General features: G+C 49.6%; 22 protein-coding genes. 11 read left to right on the top strand and 11 right to left on the bottom strand.

All coding sequences use genetic code 11. The features are described from left to right. A complete protein-coding gene (locus SPK40_RS02425) occupies positions 1–2,817 on the top strand; it encodes an FAD-binding and (Fe-S)-binding domain-containing protein (protein ID WP_330959289.1) in 2,817 nt (938 codons plus the stop codon). Between the two features lie 238 nt (positions 2,818–3,055). Here the strand turns inward: SPK40_RS02425 and SPK40_RS02420 are convergent, their stop codons facing one another. Continuing rightward, positions 3,056–4,687 (bottom strand): methyl-accepting chemotaxis protein, encoded by a 1,632-nt coding sequence (locus SPK40_RS02420; RefSeq protein WP_330959288.1) that lies wholly within the window; start codon positions 4,685–4,687, stop codon positions 3,056–3,058. A 662-nt stretch (positions 4,688–5,349) separates the two neighbouring features. Here SPK40_RS02420 and SPK40_RS02415 point away from each other — a divergent pair. The 7 genes from SPK40_RS02415 (at position 5,350) to SPK40_RS02385 (ending at position 11,719) form a co-directional block, all read left to right on the top strand. Continuing rightward, positions 5,350–6,168 (top strand): phosphate ABC transporter substrate-binding protein, encoded by an 819-nt coding sequence (locus SPK40_RS02415; protein ID WP_248140584.1) that lies wholly within the window; start codon positions 5,350–5,352, stop codon positions 6,166–6,168. 94 nt (positions 6,169–6,262) lie between these two features. Further along, a complete protein-coding gene (pstC, locus tag SPK40_RS02410; protein ID WP_248140585.1) occupies positions 6,263–7,174 on the top strand; it encodes a phosphate ABC transporter permease subunit PstC in 912 nt (303 codons plus the stop codon). Between the two features lie 5 nt (positions 7,175–7,179). Continuing rightward, a complete protein-coding gene (gene pstA / locus SPK40_RS02405; protein WP_248140586.1) occupies positions 7,180–8,067 on the top strand; it encodes a phosphate ABC transporter permease PstA in 888 nt (295 codons plus the stop codon). Between the two features lie 17 nt (positions 8,068–8,084). Continuing rightward, positions 8,085–8,834 (top strand): phosphate ABC transporter ATP-binding protein PstB, encoded by a 750-nt coding sequence (gene pstB / locus SPK40_RS02400; RefSeq protein ID WP_248140587.1) that lies wholly within the window; start codon positions 8,085–8,087, stop codon positions 8,832–8,834. Positions 8,835–9,118: 284 nt separating this feature from the next. Then, positions 9,119–9,451, top strand: a complete 333-nt coding sequence (locus tag SPK40_RS02395) for a hypothetical protein (protein ID WP_248140588.1) — start codon at positions 9,119–9,121, stop codon at positions 9,449–9,451. Positions 9,452–9,543: 92 nt separating this feature from the next. Then, on the top strand, positions 9,544–11,184 hold the full coding sequence (locus tag SPK40_RS02390; protein WP_330959287.1) for a mechanosensitive ion channel family protein: 1,641 nt from the start codon (positions 9,544–9,546) through the stop codon (positions 11,182–11,184). A gap of 100 nt (positions 11,185–11,284) precedes the next feature. Continuing rightward, positions 11,285–11,719, top strand: coding sequence for an META domain-containing protein (locus tag SPK40_RS02385; RefSeq protein WP_248140590.1), 435 nt, complete (start codon positions 11,285–11,287; stop codon positions 11,717–11,719). Between the two features lie 47 nt (positions 11,720–11,766). Here the strand turns inward: SPK40_RS02385 and SPK40_RS02380 are convergent, their stop codons facing one another. Beyond that, positions 11,767–13,446: a CHASE domain-containing protein gene (locus SPK40_RS02380; protein WP_330959286.1), complete on the bottom strand. Its 1,680-nt coding sequence runs from the start codon at positions 13,444–13,446 to the stop codon at positions 11,767–11,769. A gap of 214 nt (positions 13,447–13,660) precedes the next feature. On the opposite strand from SPK40_RS02380, the gene metR reads away from it, so the two are divergent. Next, positions 13,661–14,572 (top strand): HTH-type transcriptional regulator MetR, encoded by a 912-nt coding sequence (gene metR, locus SPK40_RS02375; protein ID WP_248140592.1) that lies wholly within the window; start codon positions 13,661–13,663, stop codon positions 14,570–14,572. A gap of 53 nt (positions 14,573–14,625) precedes the next feature. On the opposite strand, the gene SPK40_RS02370 is transcribed toward metR, so the two are convergent. Continuing rightward, on the bottom strand, positions 14,626–14,814 hold the full coding sequence (locus tag SPK40_RS02370) for a DUF4250 domain-containing protein (RefSeq protein WP_248140593.1): 189 nt from the start codon (positions 14,812–14,814) through the stop codon (positions 14,626–14,628). A gap of 161 nt (positions 14,815–14,975) precedes the next feature. Continuing rightward, complete coding sequence (locus tag SPK40_RS02365; RefSeq protein WP_330959285.1) at positions 14,976–15,647, bottom strand: hypothetical protein; 672 nt, start codon at positions 15,645–15,647, stop codon at positions 14,976–14,978. A gap of 230 nt (positions 15,648–15,877) precedes the next feature. On the opposite strand from SPK40_RS02365, the gene SPK40_RS02360 reads away from it, so the two are divergent. Beyond that, positions 15,878–17,101: a GGDEF domain-containing protein gene (locus tag SPK40_RS02360; protein WP_330959284.1), complete on the top strand. Its 1,224-nt coding sequence runs from the start codon at positions 15,878–15,880 to the stop codon at positions 17,099–17,101. An 82-nt stretch (positions 17,102–17,183) separates the two neighbouring features. Here the strand turns inward: SPK40_RS02360 and SPK40_RS02355 are convergent, their stop codons facing one another. The 3 genes from SPK40_RS02355 to SPK40_RS02345 all read right to left on the bottom strand — a co-directional run bounded on the left by SPK40_RS02355 (position 17,184) and on the right by SPK40_RS02345 (position 19,967). Next, the gene (locus SPK40_RS02355) at positions 17,184–17,474 is read right to left on the bottom strand and encodes a hypothetical protein (RefSeq protein WP_330959283.1); all 291 of its coding nucleotides are present in this window, start codon (positions 17,472–17,474) and stop codon (positions 17,184–17,186) included. A 78-nt stretch (positions 17,475–17,552) separates the two neighbouring features. After that, on the bottom strand, positions 17,553–19,217 hold the full coding sequence (locus SPK40_RS02350; protein ID WP_330959282.1) for a S1 family peptidase: 1,665 nt from the start codon (positions 19,215–19,217) through the stop codon (positions 17,553–17,555). A 270-nt stretch (positions 19,218–19,487) separates the two neighbouring features. Further along, positions 19,488–19,967: a nuclear transport factor 2 family protein gene (locus SPK40_RS02345; RefSeq protein ID WP_330959281.1), complete on the bottom strand. Its 480-nt coding sequence runs from the start codon at positions 19,965–19,967 to the stop codon at positions 19,488–19,490. Between the two features lie 142 nt (positions 19,968–20,109). Here SPK40_RS02345 and SPK40_RS02340 point away from each other — a divergent pair, with 142 nt between their 5' ends. Further along, a complete protein-coding gene (locus SPK40_RS02340) occupies positions 20,110–20,508 on the top strand; it encodes a winged helix-turn-helix transcriptional regulator (RefSeq protein ID WP_330959280.1) in 399 nt (132 codons plus the stop codon). Between the two features lie 224 nt (positions 20,509–20,732). On the opposite strand, the gene SPK40_RS02335 is transcribed toward SPK40_RS02340, so the two are convergent. The 4 genes from SPK40_RS02335 to SPK40_RS02325 all read right to left on the bottom strand — a co-directional run bounded on the left by SPK40_RS02335 (position 20,733) and on the right by SPK40_RS02325 (position 22,851). Beyond that, entirely contained in the window at positions 20,733–21,206 is a 474-nt protein-coding gene (locus SPK40_RS02335; protein ID WP_330959279.1) for a hypothetical protein, read from the bottom strand. Positions 21,207–21,445: 239 nt separating this feature from the next. Continuing rightward, entirely contained in the window at positions 21,446–21,667 is a 222-nt protein-coding gene (locus tag SPK40_RS02330; RefSeq protein ID WP_330959278.1) for a rhodanese-like domain-containing protein, read from the bottom strand. After that, positions 21,633–21,962 carry a rhodanese-like domain-containing protein gene (locus tag SPK40_RS22960; protein WP_442957550.1) on the bottom strand — a complete coding sequence of 110 codons (330 nt, stop codon included), beginning with the start codon at positions 21,960–21,962 and terminating at the stop codon, positions 21,633–21,635. Before SPK40_RS22960 ends, SPK40_RS02330 begins: the two co-directional genes overlap by 35 nt. A 409-nt stretch (positions 21,963–22,371) precedes the next feature. Beyond that, entirely contained in the window at positions 22,372–22,851 is a 480-nt protein-coding gene (locus tag SPK40_RS02325) for a DUF1456 family protein (RefSeq protein WP_248140602.1), read from the bottom strand. Between the last annotated feature and the right edge of the window lie 290 nt (positions 22,852–23,141).

Genomic DNA, 23,141 nt, shown 5'->3' with positions numbered 1-23,141 from the left:
ATGACGAACAATGATCAACAACTGATTTCCCGGCTGACACAGTTCCTCACCCCCGAACAAATCATCACCGACGAAGCCAAGCGGCTGGCTTACGGTACGGACGCCAGCTTTTACCGCATGGTGCCCAAGGTCGTCCTTCGGCTGCACACGCTTGAAGAAGTCATCCAGGTGATTGGCCTGTGTGCCGGGCTGCACATTCCCTACACTTACCGGGCAGCAGGCACCAGCTTGTCAGGGCAGGCCGTCTCCGATTCCGTGCTGATCACCCTGAGCGATCAGTGGCGTCATCATGACATTGAAAATGAAGGACAGAAAATTACGCTGCAGCCCGGTGTGATCGGGGCTGATGCCAACCGTTATCTGGCCCCTTTTGGCCGGAAAATCGGACCGGATCCGGCCTCTATCAATACCTGTAAAATCGGCGGAATTGCGGCCAACAACGCCAGCGGGATGTGCTGCGGCACCGCACAAAATTCATTCCGTACGGTAAATGGCATGACGATTGTGCTCACCGACGGCACCGTGCTGAATACCCGGGATGAAGCAAGTAAAGCTGCGTTCCGGCAAAGTCATGCCGATTTACTGGCGGGAATCGCGGCACTCAGAGAAACCGTCGAATCCAATGCCGACCTGAAAGCACGAATTAATCACAAATACCGGCTGAAAAACACCACCGGCTATGCGCTCAATGCCCTGACCGACTACAGCGATCCCATCGACATCATCGAACACCTGATGATCGGCTCCGAAGGCACGCTGGGATTTATTGCCGATATCACCTACAACACCGTGATTGAGCATCCGCACAAAGCATCTACCCTACTGGTGTTCAGCACGATTGAACAGGCCAGTGAAGCGACTTCTGTGCTTGCAAAAACACCGGTCTCTGCAGTCGAAATGATGGACGGCCGCGCAATGCGCTCCGTCGCTGATAAGTCCGGCATGCCCGCCTTTATGACCGGGCTTGATCTGGAAGCCGCAGCTCTGCTGGTCGAAACCCGGGCCGGTACAGAGCAAGACCTGATGAACCAGTGCCAGAAGGTGATGGACAGCCTTACAGATTTCCGGATTATCGAGTCCGTCCCCTTCACGACCGAGCCGACCACGGTCAATACTCTCTGGGCCATCCGAAAGGGAATGTTCCCTGCGGTAGGTGCGGTGCGGGAAACCGGCACCACAGTGATCATTGAAGATGTCGCCTTTCCGGTTGCAGATCTGGCCCGTGGCGTCCGTGACCTGCAGGCTCTGTTTGATCAGTTCCATTATGATGAAGCCATTATTTTTGGTCATGCGCTGGAGGGGAATCTGCACTTTGTGTTCACTCAGGGCTTTGAGGCGCAAAGTGAAATCGACCGTTACGGCGCGTTCATGGATGCTGTCGCAGAACTGGTCGCGGTGAAATACCAGGGGTCGCTCAAAGCCGAACATGGTACCGGACGAAATATGGCGCCCTATGTCGAGCTTGAATGGGGCAAAGACGCGTATCAGCTGATGCTGCGGATCAAACAGCTCTTTGACCCTCAGGGGTTACTGAACCCGGGCGTGATCATCAATGACAACCCGCTTGCCCATATCACGCACCTGAAACCCATGCCCGCCGCCGATCCATTGGTGGATCGCTGCATTGAATGCGGCTTCTGTGAGCCTGTCTGCCCGTCCAGAACCCTGTCGCTGTCTCCGCGGCAGCGGATTGTTCTGTACCGCGAGCTGCAGCATCGCCAGCGCAGCGGACAAACAGCGCAGGCAGCTTCGCTGGAAAAAGTCTTTAACTATGAGGGTATCGATACCTGTGCTGCCACCGGCTTATGTGCTGAGCGCTGTCCGGTAGGGATTCATACCGGCGAGCTGGTCAAAAAGCTGCGCACCGAAAAATACCGGCGTTTTACGCCGATTGCCCGGTGGACCGCCAATCATTTCTCGACCACCACGCGACTGGTCAAAACGGGTCTGGGCGCTGCGCATGCGCTGGAGTCCATGCTGGGAGAGCCGCGAATGCTCGCGCTCAGTGAACACGCGAGAAAATTTACCCGGGGTGCCACCCCGCAATGGTTACCGGAACTGCCGGTGCTGAATCGCCACCAGCTCAGTGATGCCGACAGCACCCAGGCACATGGCGACAAAAAAATTGTCTATCTGCCGTCGTGTGCCAGCCGTGCGATGGGACAACAACCGGATAATCCGGAAACCCGCGCTCTGACAGAAGTGACAATGTCACTGATTGAGAAGGCCGGATTTGATGTCATCATCCCGCCGCAGGTGAATGATTTATGCTGCGGCATGCCCTACGACAGCAAAGGCATGGCTGAACCGGCCAGCCAAAAGATAGAGCAGCTGGAAGCATCACTCTGGCAAGCCAGTGACCACGGCAAGTATCCGGTGCTGATTGATACCAGTCCCTGTGCCAAGCGCAGTCTGGAGCACTTCACCAAACTGATGCATGTTGTCGAACCCGTTGGTCTGGTTCTTCATTATTTACTGCCTCATCTGGCGCTCAAACGGAAGCAGGAAACAGTCATGCTTCATATTACCTGCAGCAGCCGCCGGATGGGCCTTGAACATGAGATGGTCGAACTGGCAAAAGCCTGTGCCAGTCAGGTTGTGGTGCCGGAGCATATTCAGTGCTGTGGCTGGGCGGGTGATAAAGGATTTTCCACACCGGAGCTGAACGCTGCCGCGCTGGCGCCGCTGAAAGCACAGGTGCCAGATCACTGTACCCAGGGATTCAGTAACAGCCGCACCTGTGAGATTGGCCTGTCACACCATAGCGGGATTCCCTACCAGTCGATTCTCTACTTAGTCGATGAGGTGGCCAGCTGACCCGACGGCCGTATAGCAGATATCAGATGTGCTGTTTTATTTTCTATCAATAGTGGTAGGCAGCGCCCATTTCTCACCGTTAAGACAGTCAGGGGGAACCGTAACCACTAAGATCAGTAATGCCTTTAGGTCTTACAACTAGCGATGAAAAAACCCGCCTTGGGGTACCAATGGCGGGTTTCTTATTTCGGTTTTCGTTTCGGTTTTTAGATAGTCAGAAATGCGCTTCTCCGCCGTTTCAGGACACCCTGAAGAAGCTGACCTGATCCTTCACTTCCTGGCTGACCCGCTGCATGTCATCACTGCACTGAACCGTGTCAGAAGCAATCGAAGACGTCTTATCCGACAATGCCTGCACCGTATGAATATTCTGACTGATATCTGCAGCCACGGCGCTCTGCTCTTCCGCTGCTGTTGCAATTTGCTGGGTCTGTTCATTCACCTGATGGATCATATTCATGATGTCATCCAGCAGCTGATTCGTTTCGGCCATTCTGGATTCAGCCTGATCGGCTTCCGTGGTGCTGTCAGCCATCATATCAACCGCGCTGCTGCATGCCTGCTGCAGCTGAGTCAGCATCTGCTCAATTTCATTGACTGAGGTTTGTGAGCGCTGTGCCAGTCCGCGCACTTCATCTGCAACCACCGCAAAGCCGCGGCCCTGTTCCCCGGCACGGGCAGCCTCGATGGCAGCATTGAGCGCCAGCAGGTTGGTCTGCTCCGCAATCCCGCGAATCACTTCCAGAATGCTTTCAATTTTTCTCGATTCGCCATGCAGCTCATTCACAACGCCCGAGGTCTGCTGCAGAGTTGCCACCAAACGTTGCACGACTGACTGCGTGTGATTGGACGATTCAATGCCCCGCTCTGCCAGCACCAGCATCTGATCTGAAGCCCGGGCTGAATCTGAGGTGTTCGAAGCAATACTCTTACTGGTGGTCGACAGCTCTTCAATCGCCGTCACCGCCTGAATGGTGTGCTCCGACACTTCACCGGCAGCGACCTGAATATTATTGTTGGCTTCCTGCAAAATGTGACTGTTTTCCGCAACCAGTACGCTGGAGCTGACAATTCCTTTCACCGTATTCTGTAAACGATGCACCGTACTGTCGATCGCGCTGCTGAGCTGGGCCACTTCATCCCGACCCTGAACATGAGACAGCACATCCAGATGACCGCTTGCCAGTGCTTCTGCCGTGGCTTTGACCCGGCTGATCCCGTTCACCAGACCCCGGGCGATCCACTGACTCAGGACAAAAGCCATCACCACCGCCAGCACAATCGAGATATAAAACACCATGTTGGCATCATTGATCGCTTTGACTGTATCGTCATTGGCGCGGACAGCGTTCTCCTGACTGGCCTGCTGAATTCGGTCAAACTGTAAGTTCAGCGCCGCATAGCTGTCCACAAATGCCCGGAAGACCGCATACGGGGCCTGATGATTCGGGGCACTTTCCATGTCGTTGACAAATTGCTGTGTATTCTTCTGATAGATATTGAGTTTGGTTTCAAACTCAGTGAACAATGCCGGATCACCGCTGTAATCGTGTTTGAGTGTTTTTACTAACTCAGGAGTCTTTGCACTGTTCTCATCAATGATGGCGCGAAACTCTGGGACCTGCTCCGTGAGACCCAGCAGATAAACGACCTGCAGCCCCCTGACATTCCCGATGATGTCGGCCTGTGCCTGGCGGATCTGCCCGATCAGCAAAGAGACCTGATAATTGTGCTGGTAAAACTCACTGAAATTTCGGCCAATCCGATCATTGGCTGACTTGATAAAAAGCATTGCAACCACAAACAGCAGGGAAACAGCACTACCTAATACGAGAATTTTGTTACGAATGGATAAATGACTCAGCTGCATCGAAGCATCCCAACAATCAGTTGATGTTATTTTGTGCACCAACTATTCACAAATTGGATACTAAAGGCAATAAAATGCGGCATAGGAATGATAGAATGTCCCTCGGGCTCAAATTTTCTTATAAAAATTATCGGTTTTCTTAATTCCGACTTGAATATCGGACAATGATTTGCTTGATCATTGTATACAAAAAATGTATATGCATCGCGCTGATTACATGACGGTATATGACTCACGAACCATGCAGCTCCTGGATATGCGGTGCATACAGGATGAGGCATCGGTGTTTTGTCTCTGTTACTGTGTCGCTGGTACTTTGTGGCTGGTACTTTGTCGCCGTCGACGCATAACTGCCCTGCCGTTCAGCAAAGTTCCGGAAACAGCGATGCCCGAAGGGTCAGGGATGGCCGAAAGGCGGGAGGCGGATTCCAAAAACAAACGCCTTTTTTAGAATAAAACATTCCTTTATGGGATAGTTTAAGAACATTTCGTAATCTAAGATTCCACATTCATACCCTTTCTCCCTGATTTTCAGCCACTTAGCGTTGTCTTCATAGAGTGTTCAATAAACTGCAACAAACCTGTCATAAAACTCTCCTAACCTGTGCCTCGTTCGTTAAACACTGATTGGCAATTTCGCCAAAATCGAAAGGATTAGGAAAATGAAAGCAAAGGTTCTCGGCGCAATCGCACTGGCAGGCTCAATGGTTTTCAACCCGGCTATGGCGGCTGAAACAATCTCTGTCGTAGGTTCTTCTTCTGTGACTCCTCTGATGGAAGTATTCGGTGAAACTTACGCGAAATCACACGATGTTGTCGTTGAAGTTCAGGGCCCTGGTTCTTCTGCAGGTATCCGTGCTGCGCACGACGGTTCTGCTGACCTGGGTATGAGTTCACGTGATCTGAAGTCTTCTGAAGAAGCTCCAAACATCAAGGAAGTGGTCATTGCACGTGATGGTATCGCTGTGGTTGTTCATAACTCAAACCCAGTGAAAAACCTGACCAAAGAACAAGTTTCTAAAATCTACAAAGGCGAAATCAAGAACTGGAAAGAAGTGGGTGGCGAAGACAAGCCAATCGTTGTTGCGACGCGTGACACCGCTTCTGGTACTCGTGGTGCATTCGAAGAAATCATGTCACTGCAAAAGAAAGTGAATGGTAAGAAAGTATCTGCGATTTCTCAGCGTGCACAGGTTGCCAGCGGTAACGGTCAGCTGAAAACCATGGTTGCCAGCAACCCATTCTCAATCGGTTACATCTCTCTGGGTTCAGTCGACAGCTCTGTAAAACCTCTGGCAATCGACGGTCACCAGCCATCTGTTGAAGCGATTAAAGCCGGTGATTACGGTGTTCAGCGTCCATTCCTGGTGGTTTACAAAGAAGGTCGTCCTTCTAAAGCTGCGCTGGATTTCCTGGACTGGATTAAAACTGCAGACGCTCAGAAAATCGTTGCTGCAAAAGGCTTCATCGCAACTCACTAATTTGCAAAACTTTTATGTCCGGTCTGATTTCAGGCCGGACATTTCGATTCCTCAGTACCTGAATGTTTTGGTTCAGTGTCTGGAGTAAGAAATAATGACCATCGCGAACAATTTTGAAAGCGCCAACAACAAATCCCCGCTGCCCGCAGCGGAAAAAATCGACTGGCGTGAACTCTTCTTCAAGTATCTGTTTCTGGCAAGTGCCGTTCTGGGCATCTTGTCTCTGATCACCATCGGCTACTTCATCTTCCGTGAAGGCTATGCGGCTTTTGCAGAAGCTGGCGTGGCCGGTATTGTGCTGGGTGACGAATGGCTGCCACCTGCGCTGTTCGGTATTTTCCCGATGATCGTGGCTTCCGTCGTTTCAACCGCCGGTGCCGTGATTCTGGGTGTACCAGTCGGGGTCATGACAGCGATTTTCATTGCTGAAATCGCCCCGAAACGCCTGTCGGACATCATCCGTCCAATGGTCGAGCTGCTGGCCGGTATCCCTTCCGTGGTTTACGGTTTCTTCGGCCTGGTGATTATCGTGCCGATGATTCAGAACGTCTTCAACGTTCCTGCCGGTAACACTGTGCTGGCCGGGATTATCGTGCTGGCAGTCATGATTCTGCCCACGGTGATCACGGTTTCAGAAACCTCGATTCGTGCGGTGCCCCGCAGCTATAAAGAAGGCTCGCTGGCACTGGGTGCTTCGCACATTTTCACGATTTTCAAGCTGCTGGTTCCTGCTGCCCGCTCAGGCATCATGACCGGTGTGATTCTGGGGATTGCCCGTGCACTGGGCGAAACCATGGCCATCATCATGGTGATGGGGAACTCCCCGGCGATGCCGCAAGGTATTCTGGATTCCGCACGGACACTGACCGCAAACATTGCGATCGAGATGTCATACGCGACCGGTATCCATGCAAGCGCACTCTACGCGACCGGCATTGTCCTGCTTGTTTTCATCATGGTGCTGAATGCAGCGCTGCTCTACCTGAACCGTGAGCGTGCGAGGTAATCACAATGAATTTATCGACTTCGAATATGATCCAAAAGGCAGGAAACCCTGCCAGGCAACAACTGAAAGACAAGATTTATCTGGGCCTGATCTGGACATGCGCCACGATCACCGTCGGATTCCTGCTGTGGGTGGTCTGGTACATTCTGAGCAATGGCCTGGCCTATGTCGACTGGACCTTTGTTTCCAGCAATTACACCACTTTGGGCGAAGAGTCAGGCATCTGGCCGATGATTGTCTCCACCATTTATATGGTGCTGGCTTCCATTCTGGTTGCTGCGCCACTGGGCATCATGACTGCGATTTACCTGACCGAATACGCCCGAGTGGGCAGTCGTCTGGTGAAAGTGATCCGTTTCTGTACCGAGTCACTGGCGGGTATTCCGTCAATTATCTACGGTCTGTTCGGGATGACCTTCTTCGTGGTCGTGCTGGGCTTTGGATTCTCGATCCTGTCCGGCGCACTGACCCTGAGTATCCTGATCCTTCCAGTGATCATCCGGACCACAGAAGAAGCGCTGATGGCTGTGCCGCAAACCTATCGTGAAGGTTCATACGGCCTGGGTGCTTCAAAAATTTACACCATCTGGCGTCTGATCCTGCCAAGTGCAATGCCAGGTATCGTTACTTCTATCATCCTCAGTGTAGGTCGTGTTATCGGTGAATCAGCGCCGGTCTTCATGACAGCAGGGATGGTGGCGCGTCTTCCGGAGAGTCTGCTTGACTCCGGCCGAACGCTCACCGTTCACCTGTATAAACTGACCCAGGAACTCTACACCATTCATGAATGGCACCAGGCTTACGCCACCGCCACCATTCTGATTGTTGTGGTTCTGGTCATTAACCTGTTTACCAAGCTGATTGCAAAACGCTTTAACACTGCGACTTACTGATTTCGAGGAAAGACAAGATGAACAAATTCAACATTGAAAATCTGGACCTGTTCTACGGCGAAAACCAGGCACTGAAAAAAATTAACCTGCCTATTCCAAACCGTCAGGTTACCGCATTGATCGGCCCTTCAGGCTGCGGTAAATCAACGCTGCTGCGCTGTCTGAACCGGATGAACGACCTGATTGAAGGCGTCAAAATCAAAGGCAAACTCACCATGGACGGTACAGACGTCTATGGCAACATCGATGTTTCCAAGCTGCGGATCAAGGTGGGCATGGTATTCCAGAAGCCAAACCCGTTCCCGATGAGCATTTATGAGAACGTGGCCTACGGCCTGCGTGCACAGGGCGTCACGGATAAGAAACAACTGGACGAAGTGGTTGAGCGTTCACTGCGCGGTGCCGCGCTGTGGGATGAAGTGAAAGACCGTCTGAAGTCTCACGCGTTTGGCCTGTCTGGTGGACAGCAACAGCGTCTGTGTATTGCGCGTACCATTGCGATGGAACCGGAAGTTATCCTGATGGACGAACCGACTTCTGCACTGGACCCGATTGCAACCAAAAAAATTGAAGACCTGATGGAATCTCTGAAGAAAGATTTCACCATTGTCATCGTCACCCACTCCATGCAGCAGGCGCGCCGCATTTCAGACCGCACTGCCTTTTTCCTGATGGGTGAACTGGTGGAACACGATGATACTTTCGCCCTGTTCAACAATCCGCGTGACGATCGTACCCGCGGTTATGTGAACGGTGACTTCGGCTGATTCACCCGAAATCAGCAGTGTTCAGCTCAATTGTTCCCGGCAGGCTTTGGCCGGTCTTCCCGGGAACAACCGGATAATAATAGCGATGGTAAACACTTGCCCCCTTTTCAGGGGGCTTTTTTTGTTCTCATTTTTTACTCGTGCCTGACATATGAATCAATAGCCGGACATAGACTCCAAATGAACACTGATTAATTCCCTGAAAGCCAGAACCATGGCCCAGCTCTACAGGTGAAATGATGCAAAAGAGTCATGAACTATCACAAGCAAAGTCCTGGATTGACATGCTCTCAGCTATGGATGCTAAACCTAAACTTACTGGCATTCTCCAGTCTTCAAGAGTCATCACCCAACAGCTGGCAGCATTCAGCCGGCTGCATCATCTGATGGCCTTTGCCTATACCCGAAAAAGCCACCAGCAGTTGCTGGCCGAGACCATTGCTGCGTCTGGCTGCGACACCCTGATCTGTGATCAGCACCACTACCCTGCGCTCTGGTATATGCTGCGTCAGGTGAAACGCCCTATGCTGATTATTCTGAATCAGGAACTGTGGACCCCTGACTGGTGCTGGCAGTTCAGCCATCATCGGTTTCTTTGTCAGCAAGATCTGCTTTAAAAGCATCCCGATCGACCACGAATCACATCGCGGTACGCCTGTGACCGTAATGACCTGTTTCTACCTGTCCGCATGAATCCGGAATCCATTCAATGATACGCAAGCTTTTACTCCTTTTTACCTTCATCACTTTCAGCTTCAGTGCTCTGGCAGAACCTGAAGTCACCCGGTCGAAACTGGACGATCTCGCCCAGCTCAATCAGGAAGTCATGGAACTGTACCAGGCCAGCCAGTCGCGTACCGGCTCCACCCGGGATGTCCTGCGTATGCAGGTGCTCAATAAAAATAACGACCTCAGAGACCAGCTCGGCCAGCTTATCAGTGCCCCGCCTGATGGCTCAGAAGGCAAGCTGATTGACTATGTAAAGCGTCAGGTCCGCTACACAAATGCGACGACAAAATATCTGGCTCAAAAGATTAAAACAGATGAGAAGGCACTGGACAGTGCGCCTCAGGAAGAACAGCTGCTCAAGCAAAAGCAGCTGGATGAAGAGCGCCAGCTCTCTGTCGAAATGCTGGGAGACCAGTGGACAAACTACAACTGGCTAGAGCAGCTGGGCATCAACACTGACAGAGACAAAGCCAGACTGGCCAAAGATATCAGTGAGCGTCTGGCGTTTGTGTCGGCGTCACTTGAGTACAATAACCAGCAGGAAAGAGTGCTGTCAAAGCAGCTGAAAGACGCCTCAGAAAGTGAACAGTCTGCGCTGCAGCTGATGCATATTCTGGCGCAGCGAAAAGTATCCAGCGACATTGATCGCCTGAATTATCTGGTCAGTCTGGGTGACAAAGTTCAGATAGACACCTCCGGCTATAAAAAACAGCAATTTGAAGTGACCGGTGACCTGACCAACGATATTCTGAATTTTCAGGTGATTTACTCGATTTTTGCCACCTGGTCCGGAAACCTCAAAAGCTGGGTGGTCGACTACGCACCGCAGGTGCTCTTCAAGATTTTCATCTTTATTCTGGTCATTCTGGTTTTCCGGTTACTGAAAAACCTGACCCGGAGAGTTGTGAAGCGTGCAGTCTCCTCGCCGAACCTGCGGATGTCGCAGCTTATGCAGGACTTTTTCATTTCAATGTCCGGCAAGACGGTGTTTTTCATCGGTCTGCTGATTGCCCTGTCGCAGATTGGCCTGAACCTGGCCCCGATACTGACCGGTTTCGGAGTGGCGGGTGTGATCGTCGGTTTCGCGTTGCAAGACACACTGTCGAACTTTGCCTCCGGCATGATGCTGCTGATCTACCGTCCCTTTGATGTCGGAGATTTTGTCGAAGCGGGTGGTGTTTCAGGAAAGGTCAGCCATATGAGCCTGGTGAATACCACAATCCGAACCTTTGATAACCAGATCATCATAGTGCCGAACAGCAAGATCTGGGGCGATACCATCAAGAACGTGACTCATGAGCGTGTACGGCGGGTGGACATGGTCTTCAGCATTGGATACCACGACAGCATTGAGCAAGCCGAAGCCGTTTTACACGATATTATTGACAGCCACCCGGCTGTTCTGCGGGCCCCGGAAAAAACAATTAAGGTTCATACCCTGAATACTTCATCCGTGGACTTTATTGTCCGCCCTTGGGTAAAAACAGATGACTATTGGGATGTGTACTGGGATGTTACCCGGGCGGTCAAACTCCGATTTGATAAAGAAGGACTGACCATCCCTTTCCCGCAACAGGATGTGCATTTACACATGGTTCAAGCGGAAAATCTCAACTCGTAACCAACAGCGCGCAATTCACTTCTACAATAAATTGAGTTGCGCGCGGAATTTTTTGTCTCGACGAAAGTCAAAAATACTCAAATCCATCAGGGGAAAAACAATGAAAAAACACCTGCTGACCGCAATGGGCACTGCCCTGTTGTTATCTGCCTGCGCCGGAACAGGTGGCAGTACCGCCTCTCAATCGTCAGGCGATCTGACTCAGTATGAATGGGAACTGACGAAAATCGACAGTCAGGCTGTCACTGTACCGTCCATGGGCGCCGTTCCGACGCTGGGCTTTGAAAATCAAACGATGGCACATGGCCATTCCGGCTGTAACCGCTATTTCGGCAATGCCGAACTGAAAGACGGCCAGTTCCGCATTGAAAAAATGGGCATGACCATGATGGCCTGTCCTGAAGATGCGATGAAACTGGAGCAAGTGATGAGTGACACGCTGAGTCAGTGGAGTAAAGCGGAATTGAAAGGCAATACGCTGACCCTGTCGAACAGCCTGCATACGCTGACGTTCAAAGCGACCCAGCCTCTGTAATCTCAGTCCTTTTTTGTCTGCCTGATCCCAGGCAGACAATCTATCTATCAGCTGAGTGCCTGCTCAGCTGATGTTTCCCCTTCAAGCTGAACCGCACATATCTTATTGAACCCTTCTTCCTGAGCGCGGCTGAGTAGTGCTTCAGTCTGATGGAACAGGGCTTCGGCCGTCATCTCCCGAGTTTCAAACACCGTCAGAACGCCGACCGATACCGTCAGGTATGGATTGGCACTCATTTCCGTGCTGGCAAGATTCAGCCTTTCAGCCGCTGAGCGCAGCTGACGTGCGACGACTTCCCCATTATTGGTGTTCGGTAAGACTGCAGCAAACCGGTCGTCATCCAGACGCGCCATTTTATCTCCGGGACGTTTCAGGGTCCGGTCCAGCTCATTGGCCAGCATCCGCAGGCTCGAATCCAGCATTTCAGCAGAACACTGTCTGACAAAGTGTTCATAGTCGTCGATCTCAATCACCAGCAGTGCCAGCGGTGTTTTTTCCCGCCGGGCAATCCGGACCGTTTTATCCAGCTCCTCCTCAAATGCACGCTGGTTGGCAATCCCGGTCAACGGGTCGACCCGGCTCATGCGTTCCAGTTTCTCATTCACAAGGAGCAAACGGTCATTCTGCTGATTGAGGTTATCCAGATACACCTGACCGCGTTGAAACACAAAAAAGCTCACCAGTGCGGCCAGTGCAAAGAACGCATTGACGCCAAAGAACACCCACCACGGCGTTGATGCCTGGTGACTGGTCACATAATCCTGCAGCGGAACCGCTTCAATCACCCAGCGACGACCACCTTTACTCAGCACCTGATGAATATACCGGTAGTTTTCATCATAGTGTTTTGCCAGTGCATCCGGCGTGAGTGCTTTCTGAACGTAGTGGTAACGCTTCTGCTGACTGACCAGCCCGGTTTCAGCTTCCGGCACCAGACTGAACACCACGCGATGGCCCGAAGGCGCCAGCGTGTCAATCAGCGTCAGTGAAAAAGCGTTGGCCTCACGGGCGCCGGAAGACGATAAAAAGATTTGTGCCGGATTAAAAACGCCGCCCACGAAGCCCAGCAGGCTGTCCTGCCGTTCGACAGAAGTCATGGGCTCCGGAAATTCATACACTGGCAACAGGCTGAGCACCCCTTGCGCCTCGACGTTATTCTGACGTATCTGCAATGGCACGGTCAGCTGCAGCTGACCGCTGTCACGGGCGCGCTGTACGGCTTCAAAGCGCAATGCATGTGACCCTAAGTCATACCCCATCACCGCTTCGTTCCCGGCGACCGGTTCCACATAGTAAACCGGGTAGTACAGGCCCCGGTCTCCGGCTGCCACACGCGCGCCGGAAGCAACCTGTTCGGTAATGACATAACCCGGCAGCCAGGCACTGGCCTCTGATTCATGCACAGAACGCGCCTGATGGTCCACTTCAGGAATCCACTCAAGAGCGGTGATTGCCGGATAACGTTGCAGGATTTTTCCGGTCAGGGCCTGGAAGCCCTTGGCATCAGGAATACCCTGCGTATCCAGGTTCAATTGCAGAGAATATAAAGCTTCGAAATGGCTGTTGATTGCCTGGATAAAAGCATGCGCCGTTTCCGTTACATCCGACTGAAACTCCCGTTCGAGCCGCTTCGTTTCCAGGTGAGAAAAAATGAACAGCAGGACCACGGATAACAGCATCCCGGCGGCGAGCAGTAAACTGATAAAGGTAAGGCGTTGTCGCTTCATTGATTTCCCTTACACACGCTACATTCCATTCGGCCTACCCCTATTTGTATGCGAGTTACATGATATTTGCCAATGAGTGATCGGAATACGGATCCAAGATCAATATGCGGCAGTCTTTCAGGCCAGATGTAATCATTTATAGACGTCTGGATGTTTACACTTCTCTCAAGAACCAGTACCCTGATTCACAGAAAACTTCAGGGACTGAGTGAACATGATCGAGATTAAACACCTTCGCACGTTAGCGGTACTGAGAGACACCGGATCCCTGACCGCAACAGCCAACACGCTGTGCCTGACCCAGTCAGCACTGTCCCATCAGATTAAAGATCTGGAACAGCGCATCGGTGCCCCGCTTTTCCTGCGAAAAACCCGCCCGGTGAGATTCACGGCGGAAGGAGAGATTCTGCTCCGGCTGTCGGATGATCTGATCCCCCGCATTACACGGGCAGAACATGAACTGGCGAATTTGAAGGAAGACGCCAAAGGCCGTCTTCATATGGCAATAGAATGCCACTCCTGCTTTCAGTGGCTGATGCCGGCGCTGAAGGAATATCAGATTCACTGGCCGGCCGTCAGTCTGGATTTTTCTTCCGGTTTCAGTTTCGAACCGATTCCGGCTCTGGCAGCCGGTGAATTGGATCTGGTGATCACCTCCGATATCAACCCGCGCGCTGAAGTTCACTATGAGCCCTTATTCGACTTCGAAATGCGTCTGGTGGTTTCGCCGCAGTCACCGCTGGCTGAACTGAGCACCATCAAACCGGCTGACCTCGCCAGCCAGACCATGCTGACGTATCCGGTTCATAAAAGCCGCCTGGATGTGGTGAAACATTTTCTGCAACCGGCGGGGATTGAACCAATGGTATGGAAACAGGCCGACAACACCCTGATGCTGGTTCAGATGGTATCTGCCGGTCTGGGGGTTGCCGCCCTGCCAAACTGGGCAATTCATGATTTTGCCCGGCAGGGACTGATTGTCAGCAAACCACTGGGCAAAGGGTTGTGGCGCAGACTGTATGCTGCGGTCCGGGCTTCAGAACGAGAACGGCACTATCTTCAGGCATTTTTTGCCACCGCCCGGCAGCAATGTCAGACCCATCTTGAAGGTATTAAAGCGGCCTGACCCATGAAAGACGACGGGCGCCATTTCCGGCGCCCGTCACACTGACTTACTGATTATTTAAACTGATTTGAGATTGGATCGTACCGGTAACCCAGCGACGCCATTTTTTCTCTCAGCGCGTTCTGATCCAGTTCATACCGGGTTGAGAGTTCCTCAATCGTATCGCATTCCAGCCGCAGTCTTTCGTTCACGATTCCCAGGACAATGTTGGCATCCATGTTCAGCAGGTTTCTGATTTCCACAGTCCCTCCTTCGGCGACAGCCGTCCGAGCACCAGCAAAAGGGAAATGGCTTCCCCCACAATGCATCTCAATCAGAATGATTGACATGACCTGTTATTAGCATAGACGCAGACGCTGGTATCTCACCAACAGAGCACCATCCGTATCTTTCAAAGCCAACCTTAAAAGAGGGAAAGCTGCAGACCGGCCGAAACTGTCAATAAGAACGATGCACAGGCAAGCTGCCAGACATGAACGGTTTTCCCCAGAACAATGTGGCCGACCCAGACCAGCTGCGCAGCAATCAGCAGCAGCAGTGCCGCACAGATAACCAGCAACTGATTTTCAACAGCGGCCTGAGGCAAAGTGTACAGCTGCCACAGCATGAGCAAGACCGTCAGCATGGCACTGACCAGACCAGCCGCAGGTAACAGGCGATGAAATGCCTGCAATCGGGTCCGGGCACGGGTCAGCAGCAAATGGGCTAAGGAAGAACCCAGCAAAGCAACCGCAACCAGGCTCATCCCGGATACAGGTAATGACAGTGAAGGCAACAACAGCAACCAGTTCAGCAATGCCGCAGCGCAGGAGACATACAGCACCCACAACGGACCGGCATCGCGGGTTTTGCCGGTTTTCACCTGAAAGGTAAACCAGGCTAATGTCAGTAACGGCAGCAGCGCGGCTGGCTGACTCGCAGTCACCAAAACCCAGCCAATCAGCAGCACAGGCAAAGTTTTATGGATTCGTCCCCGCTGACCCGGGCATATTTCCCCCTTCGTCAAAACCAGAGACAGAATGAGCTGTGCCCCAAGCAGGGCAGGAATCAAAAATGTGGTATAGGCAATATTCATGACAGGCAAACAACGAAGACACAGATAAGGCGCGAATTATATCAGAAGGCTGCCGGAAATACCCAGCGCTCATATTTTGTACACCAAACCCGGTTTCACATGTGTTATATGAACCAGGATCACGGTTTTGAGCCGCATCATGTAGAATAATTGTCCAATTATAAAAATAAAGGACGATTAGCGTCTGTTTTTCATTACAAAAACAGATGTCAGATGAGCTGGAAGCAAAGATGATATCAACCTATAACCATTTTTACAGGCATTTGTGCCATTCCCTCAGGCTCTATGTCCCGGATTTATGGAGTGCGAAGGCGCACACCCAAAATTTCCAGAACACCCGAAGCGGTTATCTGCGCAGCCGCATCTCACTGCTTGCTATCGTCTGGGCGATCCTGATCATCGCCTGGATCCCGTTTGATTTCTTTTATCTGAAAACCGGAGAAGATATCCGCATTGCCTCCGCACGGCTGATTCTGGCAACATTTCTGATCCTGGTTGCGCGGCTGAATGAATCTCACACCACCCTGCGCCAGTCGCAATTCTGTATGGTACTGCTGGTCACCGGGCTGAACCTGTTTTACAGCTATTCCATCTGGGTCCTCGGTTTTCCGAAAGTCTACAGCGGATTTGAATACGGCTATACCCTGCTCCCGATATTGCATGTCGCGATTCTGACGATTTTACCGATCACCCTGAAAGAAAGCCTGTGTTTACTGGCGATCACCGCGATTACGGAAATGAGCGTTGATGCGCAGGCAGGCAGCATACAAACCCCGGAAACACTCGCCAATTACTGGCTGCAAAATATTCTGGCCGTCATTGTGATCTGGTCACAGCTCTCGAAGCTTTATATGCTGATGCGCCTTTACCGTCAGGCAACACTGGATCCGCTGACCGGTATTTACAACCGTCGCATGCTGTTACAGCAAGCCCAGAAAGCACTCGATATTTGTCAGGCAAAACGGCAGCCTTTCGCGCTGCTGCTGTTTGATATTGACCGGTTCAAGCGAATCAACGATACCTGGGGGCATGGTGTCGGAGATAAAGTGCTTCGGGGCTTTGCCGAGCACCTTCAGCAATCCTCCCGAAAAACAGACTTGTTCGGGCGCTATGGCGGTGAAGAGTTCATCCTTTGCCTGCCGTTTTGCGACACTTTAACGGCTCAGAAAATTGCAGGCCGGATGTTGCAAGACATCCGGGAGTTATCATTACCGACCGATATCGAAGACACTCATATTTCCGTGACTGCCTGTATCGGCATCTCCGCCTACACACCAGGTGACAGCCTGATGACCATGATCGACAGAGCCGACCGCGCACTGTACGAATGCAAAGATGCCGGCCGGGACTGCTTTCGTTTTCATCCCCACGGTTATCAACCTGCCAACCATGACCGGAGAACACCACTTGAGGCACGTACAAAGAAAACCCCAAGGGTTGCTGTGGTTGATTAGGGGGAAGAACCTGCTCACTTCCCCCTGAAATCATCCGTTTGTTACTTGTGGGGGAAGTCAACAAAAGTCACTCAGTGAGTGTTTATCGCTTACCTAGTTTTCGACGAATTTCTTGATAACTTTCAATCATAAACTTGATCAAACCACCCTCTGGATAAGAATTATTATGCTCATCCAACGCATAAATATAATTCGATCGGAACTTTTCTACCGCTTCTTCAGGCGTATCTGCATAAATGACATCGTCTTCAACTTCAAAGCCTGATTGCAACAGCTGCTTCTTTTCTGCTAAATACGTATCACTTTCCATATTGATATAGGTAAACTCCCTGCGCTTGGAATCGGGTATACAAAAAAACTGATATTTAGCCACTCTTCATTTCCATTTTCAGTGATAAATGCAGCGACAACCAAGCAGTGATGTCACGACTTGGCTGATATATTTAAGAGATTAATGATGTCGAGAGCGACGTATCCAAACCAAAAGCAATAACAGAAATGCTGCTCCGAAGTCGATACTACCACCACCTCTTTTACTGTTGTTATTGGCTCGCATCAGATCAAGCGTTTCACGCAGAAGATCATATGTGAGCTTTTGATGTTTGATATCAGTTACGCTGACGTGGCTATCTGATTCATTGCTATATTGATGTCTATGATATACCAGACGAACAATATTACTTTGATTATACATCTCAATCGAGTGCGAACCTCGGTTAAAGATGTCACCTAAATTACCGCCTCGCATCGTTTGACTTTCTTTACCATTCACATAAATAGTCAGTGAATCGAGAAACTCATGAGAATGCACCCGATAATTAAACGTCAGCTCTCCTCTTGGCAGGCCTTCTAATACCAGCTCTGAGACTTGATCTTTTTCAAGAGAACTTGTACTTCTCAGATTGTCTCCACTGACTTGCCAAACATTGCCATTATCGTATGCTTTGTGGCCAGGTAGTGTGGATAAATAATCAGTGACCTCTTGAGGCGCATCCTGCAATGCGTGATAGTCGAGCCAAGCAGCAACTTTACCTTCCCTGAAATCATCTGAGTCAAATTCCAGCTGAACTCTACCCTGTTTGAATCTTGGAATCAGATAAGATATCTGGATGTTACACTCAGCACCGGGTTCTAAATCACCACTACATTGGTCTTGACTTGAATCAATATAGCCAAGTTCCATACCATCTACAGTCACTTTAGGGTTATTGAGCCGAATCGTATTGTCAGAGTGGTTCGTCAACGTAAAAGTATGGAAGTAGTTACCCAGTTTTATGATGCCGAGGTCTTCACTTTGGCGATAAGAAAGCCCTTTTGTGTGATCGGAAATCCAATCACTGTAATGACTGACTTTGGTATACACGCCAGGGTAAATACCACATCCTCTGCCCCAGCTCACAATTCCCATTTGTCTGGGACCATCATTCGTGTCGAATATAATTGGACCACCACTGTCGCCCATACAAGTATCTTTACCCGTTTCTCCCGCGCAAAATACACCCTCCCCCAAATTTTGGTAACTGCCGGGCAAGTTTTTGCATTGCGTCAGTGGAACAAAGGGAACTTCGACTTGATGTAAAACAGGAGAACTATCGCTGCCTTCTCTCCGAGTCGGATCATATTGGCGATAGCCAAAGCCAATCGCTGTGAGCCCAAATCCCGCTTTCAACTCCTCAAAATGATTCAGATTCGCTAACTCTATGCGTGACTTTCCTAGCGCTCGGGTTAATTCAAGAATTGCAATATCATCGCCTTGGGCTTTGGAAGAAATTTGATAATTTTTATGCAGGTAAATATGTTTGATAGAGACACGCTCGGCTGGTGATAAGTTATTCATATCATAAGCACCAATCACAACTTCAGCATCGGTTGGCTTTAACCCCTGAACACAGTGAGCAGCGGTCAGAACATATCGATCGCCTAAAAAGCTGCCGCCACATAAGGCGTCATTTTTATTCGGCCGTGTTAAAGCGACCATAAATGGCCATGCGTTTAATTTCGATTTGTCACCACCAATAATTCGGCTAGTTATGTCAGATTCCATTCCAGAAGCAGCAAAGGAGAACGATGCCAGCAAGAGTGCTCCAATCACTCCTGATAAATAGAATTGCTTCATAGATACCTCAAAAATATCCCACAGCCTTCGTGGGAACGGTACCATAGCATGATTGATTCAAAAGTAAATCAAAGAGATTTAGGCGTGAAAATTTTTACGATATGTATACTTTTATAAAACAAATCTCTTTAAATTTTTCAAAAATACCAGGACAGACATCTAAAGAAACAATAACCTTCCCTGATTCGTCTCATTAAAATCAGAGAAATCTAATCAAATTTTTCTATCGGATGACTGCCCCGTCATTTGATGTGCTGGGGCCATTCATATTTAAAACACGCCATTTCCATTTCGAACTTGGCCACCCGTCATCAGTGCATACAACCGCATAGAGAAACTAATCCCTTGTACCGCATCCCAGTGTTCAACCAATCGACCGTCAGAAACTCTCCACGTATCTATAATATTTAAGCCCTGAGTATCATCACCACGATGTTTCGCTTTCAGCGTGGCATGCGAATGTAAAATCACGGAGTCACCATCCACATAAACATGCTTCACGTCATAGCTAAACTCTGGCGCATTTTTAACCAAGTTACTCACCGTTTTAACCACGCCCTCAATCCCATTCGCGATGTTCCGATTATGCTGCTCATAAGGCTGGCCTGCATATCGACGCGTCATTTCGTCAAAATTGTGGTCGTTCATCATTAGCTGTACAAATTCGATTGCCAGCGCTGCATTCCTTTTGTCTGTGCTGCTCCAGTGAGATTTTTCCAGCGCTTCCAGATTGATTTTTGGGGATGACATCGATTCACTCCTCATCATTTCAAGAGACTTTCCAGTGTGACCAGGTGGCCGCTCATTTAACTTTCAAAATGCAAGTTAATCAATTTGCTTGCAATATGCAAGTGTTTTAAACTGAGCACTTCAACTGAAAACGAGGTAAGACATGACACGACGTTCAAACTGCCCAATCTCGAATGTACTGGATATTGTCGGCGACAAATGGAGCTTACTGATACTTCGGGATCTCATCTTTTTTGGCAAACATTCGTATTCCGAGCTACAACATTCGGAAGAGCGCATGGCAACCAACATACTTTCCAGCCGCTTAGAGCGGCTCGAGAAAGACGGCTTGATCACCAAGCAAACTGATGTCAACGACAAACGAAAAAAACGTTATGCGCTGACACAGGCTGGTAAAGACATGTTACCTATCCTGTTAGAGATGATTATTTGGAGCAGCAAATACGATCCGAATACCAATGCACCCACTCAGGTCATAGAGAGAGCACAAAATGAACGTGAAAACCTGATCAATGACTTGCTGGCAAGAATAGAAAACTGACAAACGATATGATCTCGCACATCAGATTAGGCCAACATATCACTCGCGATCATCGGCATAGAAGCCATCCCATAAGGCACTATCATTTGTTATGTTTCTGAGTACATTTCTCAAATCAAGTTCGTACCTTGATTTACTAACAGTGAAATGGACAATGATGACAAACATGATGCATGACAAGGCTCACCAACCAGGTATTGCTACACTTGGTGAGCCTGTTTAATTTAATCAATTCCGATATATGCCACTTGGTTTGATAATTCAGTCGTATCACTCGTATTCACGGAAATATTCACTTTCCTCTCAGCTGCTTTTGCTGCGAGCGCAACAGATAAAAAACCATTAAATGCAGGATGACTTAAATCTGCATGAACATAGGATTTACCACCACAGCTCTGAATGAGTTTAATCACTAACTTGTTTTCAAAAAAATGCTTATCATCGCGCGAACCTTCCACGGTCACTTTATCCAATGTGATACCTTCACAATCAATGGTCTCTGCCATTGAAATACTCGAAAATAAAAGTGGCAAAACCAAAAAAAACTTCTTCATAAGAACTCCACGATTGATAAAAGTTGATACGTCTAACCCTATCGATTCATGCCATAGCGACTCGCAGCGAAATTCATCTGCTACAGCGCCTTCCGAACCAAGCAATACCGCAGAGATGATAAAGATGTATGTGCACCGTTTCATGAATTGATGCATTTCAAGTCGCATCTTTGCGGGTAAGCGCAAAGTTGCATTGAGGAGTCGATCAAAATGCGTGTACTGGAACCAATCAAAGCGCCCCGTCACACAGGAGCGCTATGAATTTCTTCAAGTTAGGAGGGGGTTCTCAGGATAAGACGTTAACAACGGCTGTTTGTTAACGATGTCGTTCCAGTTCAGCCTTCAGGTTCGCTATTGTATGCTGGCTGAACACTTGAATGCCTTCACGCTATAAGAGAGCCGCCGTTACTCCCGGACCGCCCACTCGATGAGCCCCCGTCATAATCGGCCACGTTCTGATGCCCCAGCAAGTGAAGGATAAACGCATCGCTCGAAGAGGCAATCCCACCGCCACAATAGGTAATCACGCGCTCGGCCACCAATATTGGCAGAAACAGCTTACGTAACTCTTCAGCCGGACGATAGCGCATCGTAAAGCACGACACGAGTGCCCTTCCCGATACCTAGCCGGCCCATGTGGTCGGCGAACCATTCCGCGGTTGGCATCGTAAACGTGTAGGAAGACCGTTGGGGATCCGATATTTTCAAGAGATCAGCAAATGTTGCGCCTGGAATGTGGCTGCGCTTAAACTCACGCCTCCCGCTCCTGATACGCGGAAATGGCCAGAGTTTGACTTGCACCGTAGCATCCACGATGCGCAGGTCAGGGTCGTCCAGATGTTTCTCCAGCCACTCTGGTTCGACAAGCGGGTGGAGAGTGCCTGTCTCGGGTAAATGCATATTGAACTGACTCATAGCAATCTCCCTGTGTTCCGTACCAGTGTCTAATCGCGCCTAACGCGCCAAGAATACGCCGAGAGGAGTGCAGCGTATTGAGGTCGGATTTATTAAGATCTGTCAGGTCCTGAAATCAGCTTTTCAGGGTGTCTGTCCCAGTATTCCAAACAGACGATCTGCATGTAACGAAGCTTTTTACAGCATATCGATTAAAAGGGGAAAGCCCCACACTACTTCCATCAGGGCTCAAGTGGGGTCGTATCCTCTTTCGTTGCGGCAGAACGGTAGACCTTATGTTAAAGCAAAATACATCAATACTCATGGAAGTAAAAAGTCATCGAGAGTCGATGACTTCACCGTCAAACAGTCAGATGAAGATATTCACTATGACGGTCTACCTCATGGTATTTTGTTATGACTCTGATGCTTCCCCATTTGGGCGTAGCTGATGTTGCAGACCTAACAAAAAGTTTCGAAGAACTTGGTCTTTGCATTCTCTATAATGTTTGTTCTCAGATTTACGGAAAAATGCACTGAGTTCATGCTTGCTTAAATGAATGTCAACACGCTGCAGAATGTCGAGAATATCTTCAGCTTTCAAATTCAAAGCAATGCGCAACTTTTGGAATACGATATTATTACTCAATTGCGCTTCCGGCTTGGGTTGTTCACCTTCCCGCTTACCACGTTTAAAGTTGATAAAACCGTTTAAAAATATTGCCAGCTCAGTATCGCTAAGTTTGACAAATGATTCGTCGTCTTCATTCTTTAGCCAACCAGCAACTTGTTCGTCTGTCACATTGAGATCTGCTAAAGAGAAGATTTCAGTCATTACATTATCTTGTAAATCAAATGTATAACGTACAGAGCATAAAATATCATTATTGGTCAAAATAGTTCCTAATCTTAGGTCAATCCAGTGCTATCAACGTGATTACTGGAAGACTGGGATTTTACCAGACTTACTTCCTGCTCCCTACCAATTGTGTCATTTGGCCTGAGAATCATAACGAATGATATGACTCACACCAGCCAGGCATAACCACACTTGGTGAGCCTTATTGATGGTTTAAAAATTCAGTCGTAAGGCTCGTGTTCACTGAAAGATTCACTTTTCTCTCAGCGGCAGTTTTCTCTCAGCGGCAGAAATATACGTTCCATTTTGGGCCATCATGATAGCGA

It is taken from the genome of Photobacterium sp. 53610 (assembly GCF_036409375.1).
In the GTDB taxonomy this organism is placed as follows: Bacteria; Pseudomonadota; Gammaproteobacteria; order Enterobacterales; family Vibrionaceae; genus Photobacterium.
This window is presented reverse-complemented; position numbering and strand designations above follow the sequence as displayed.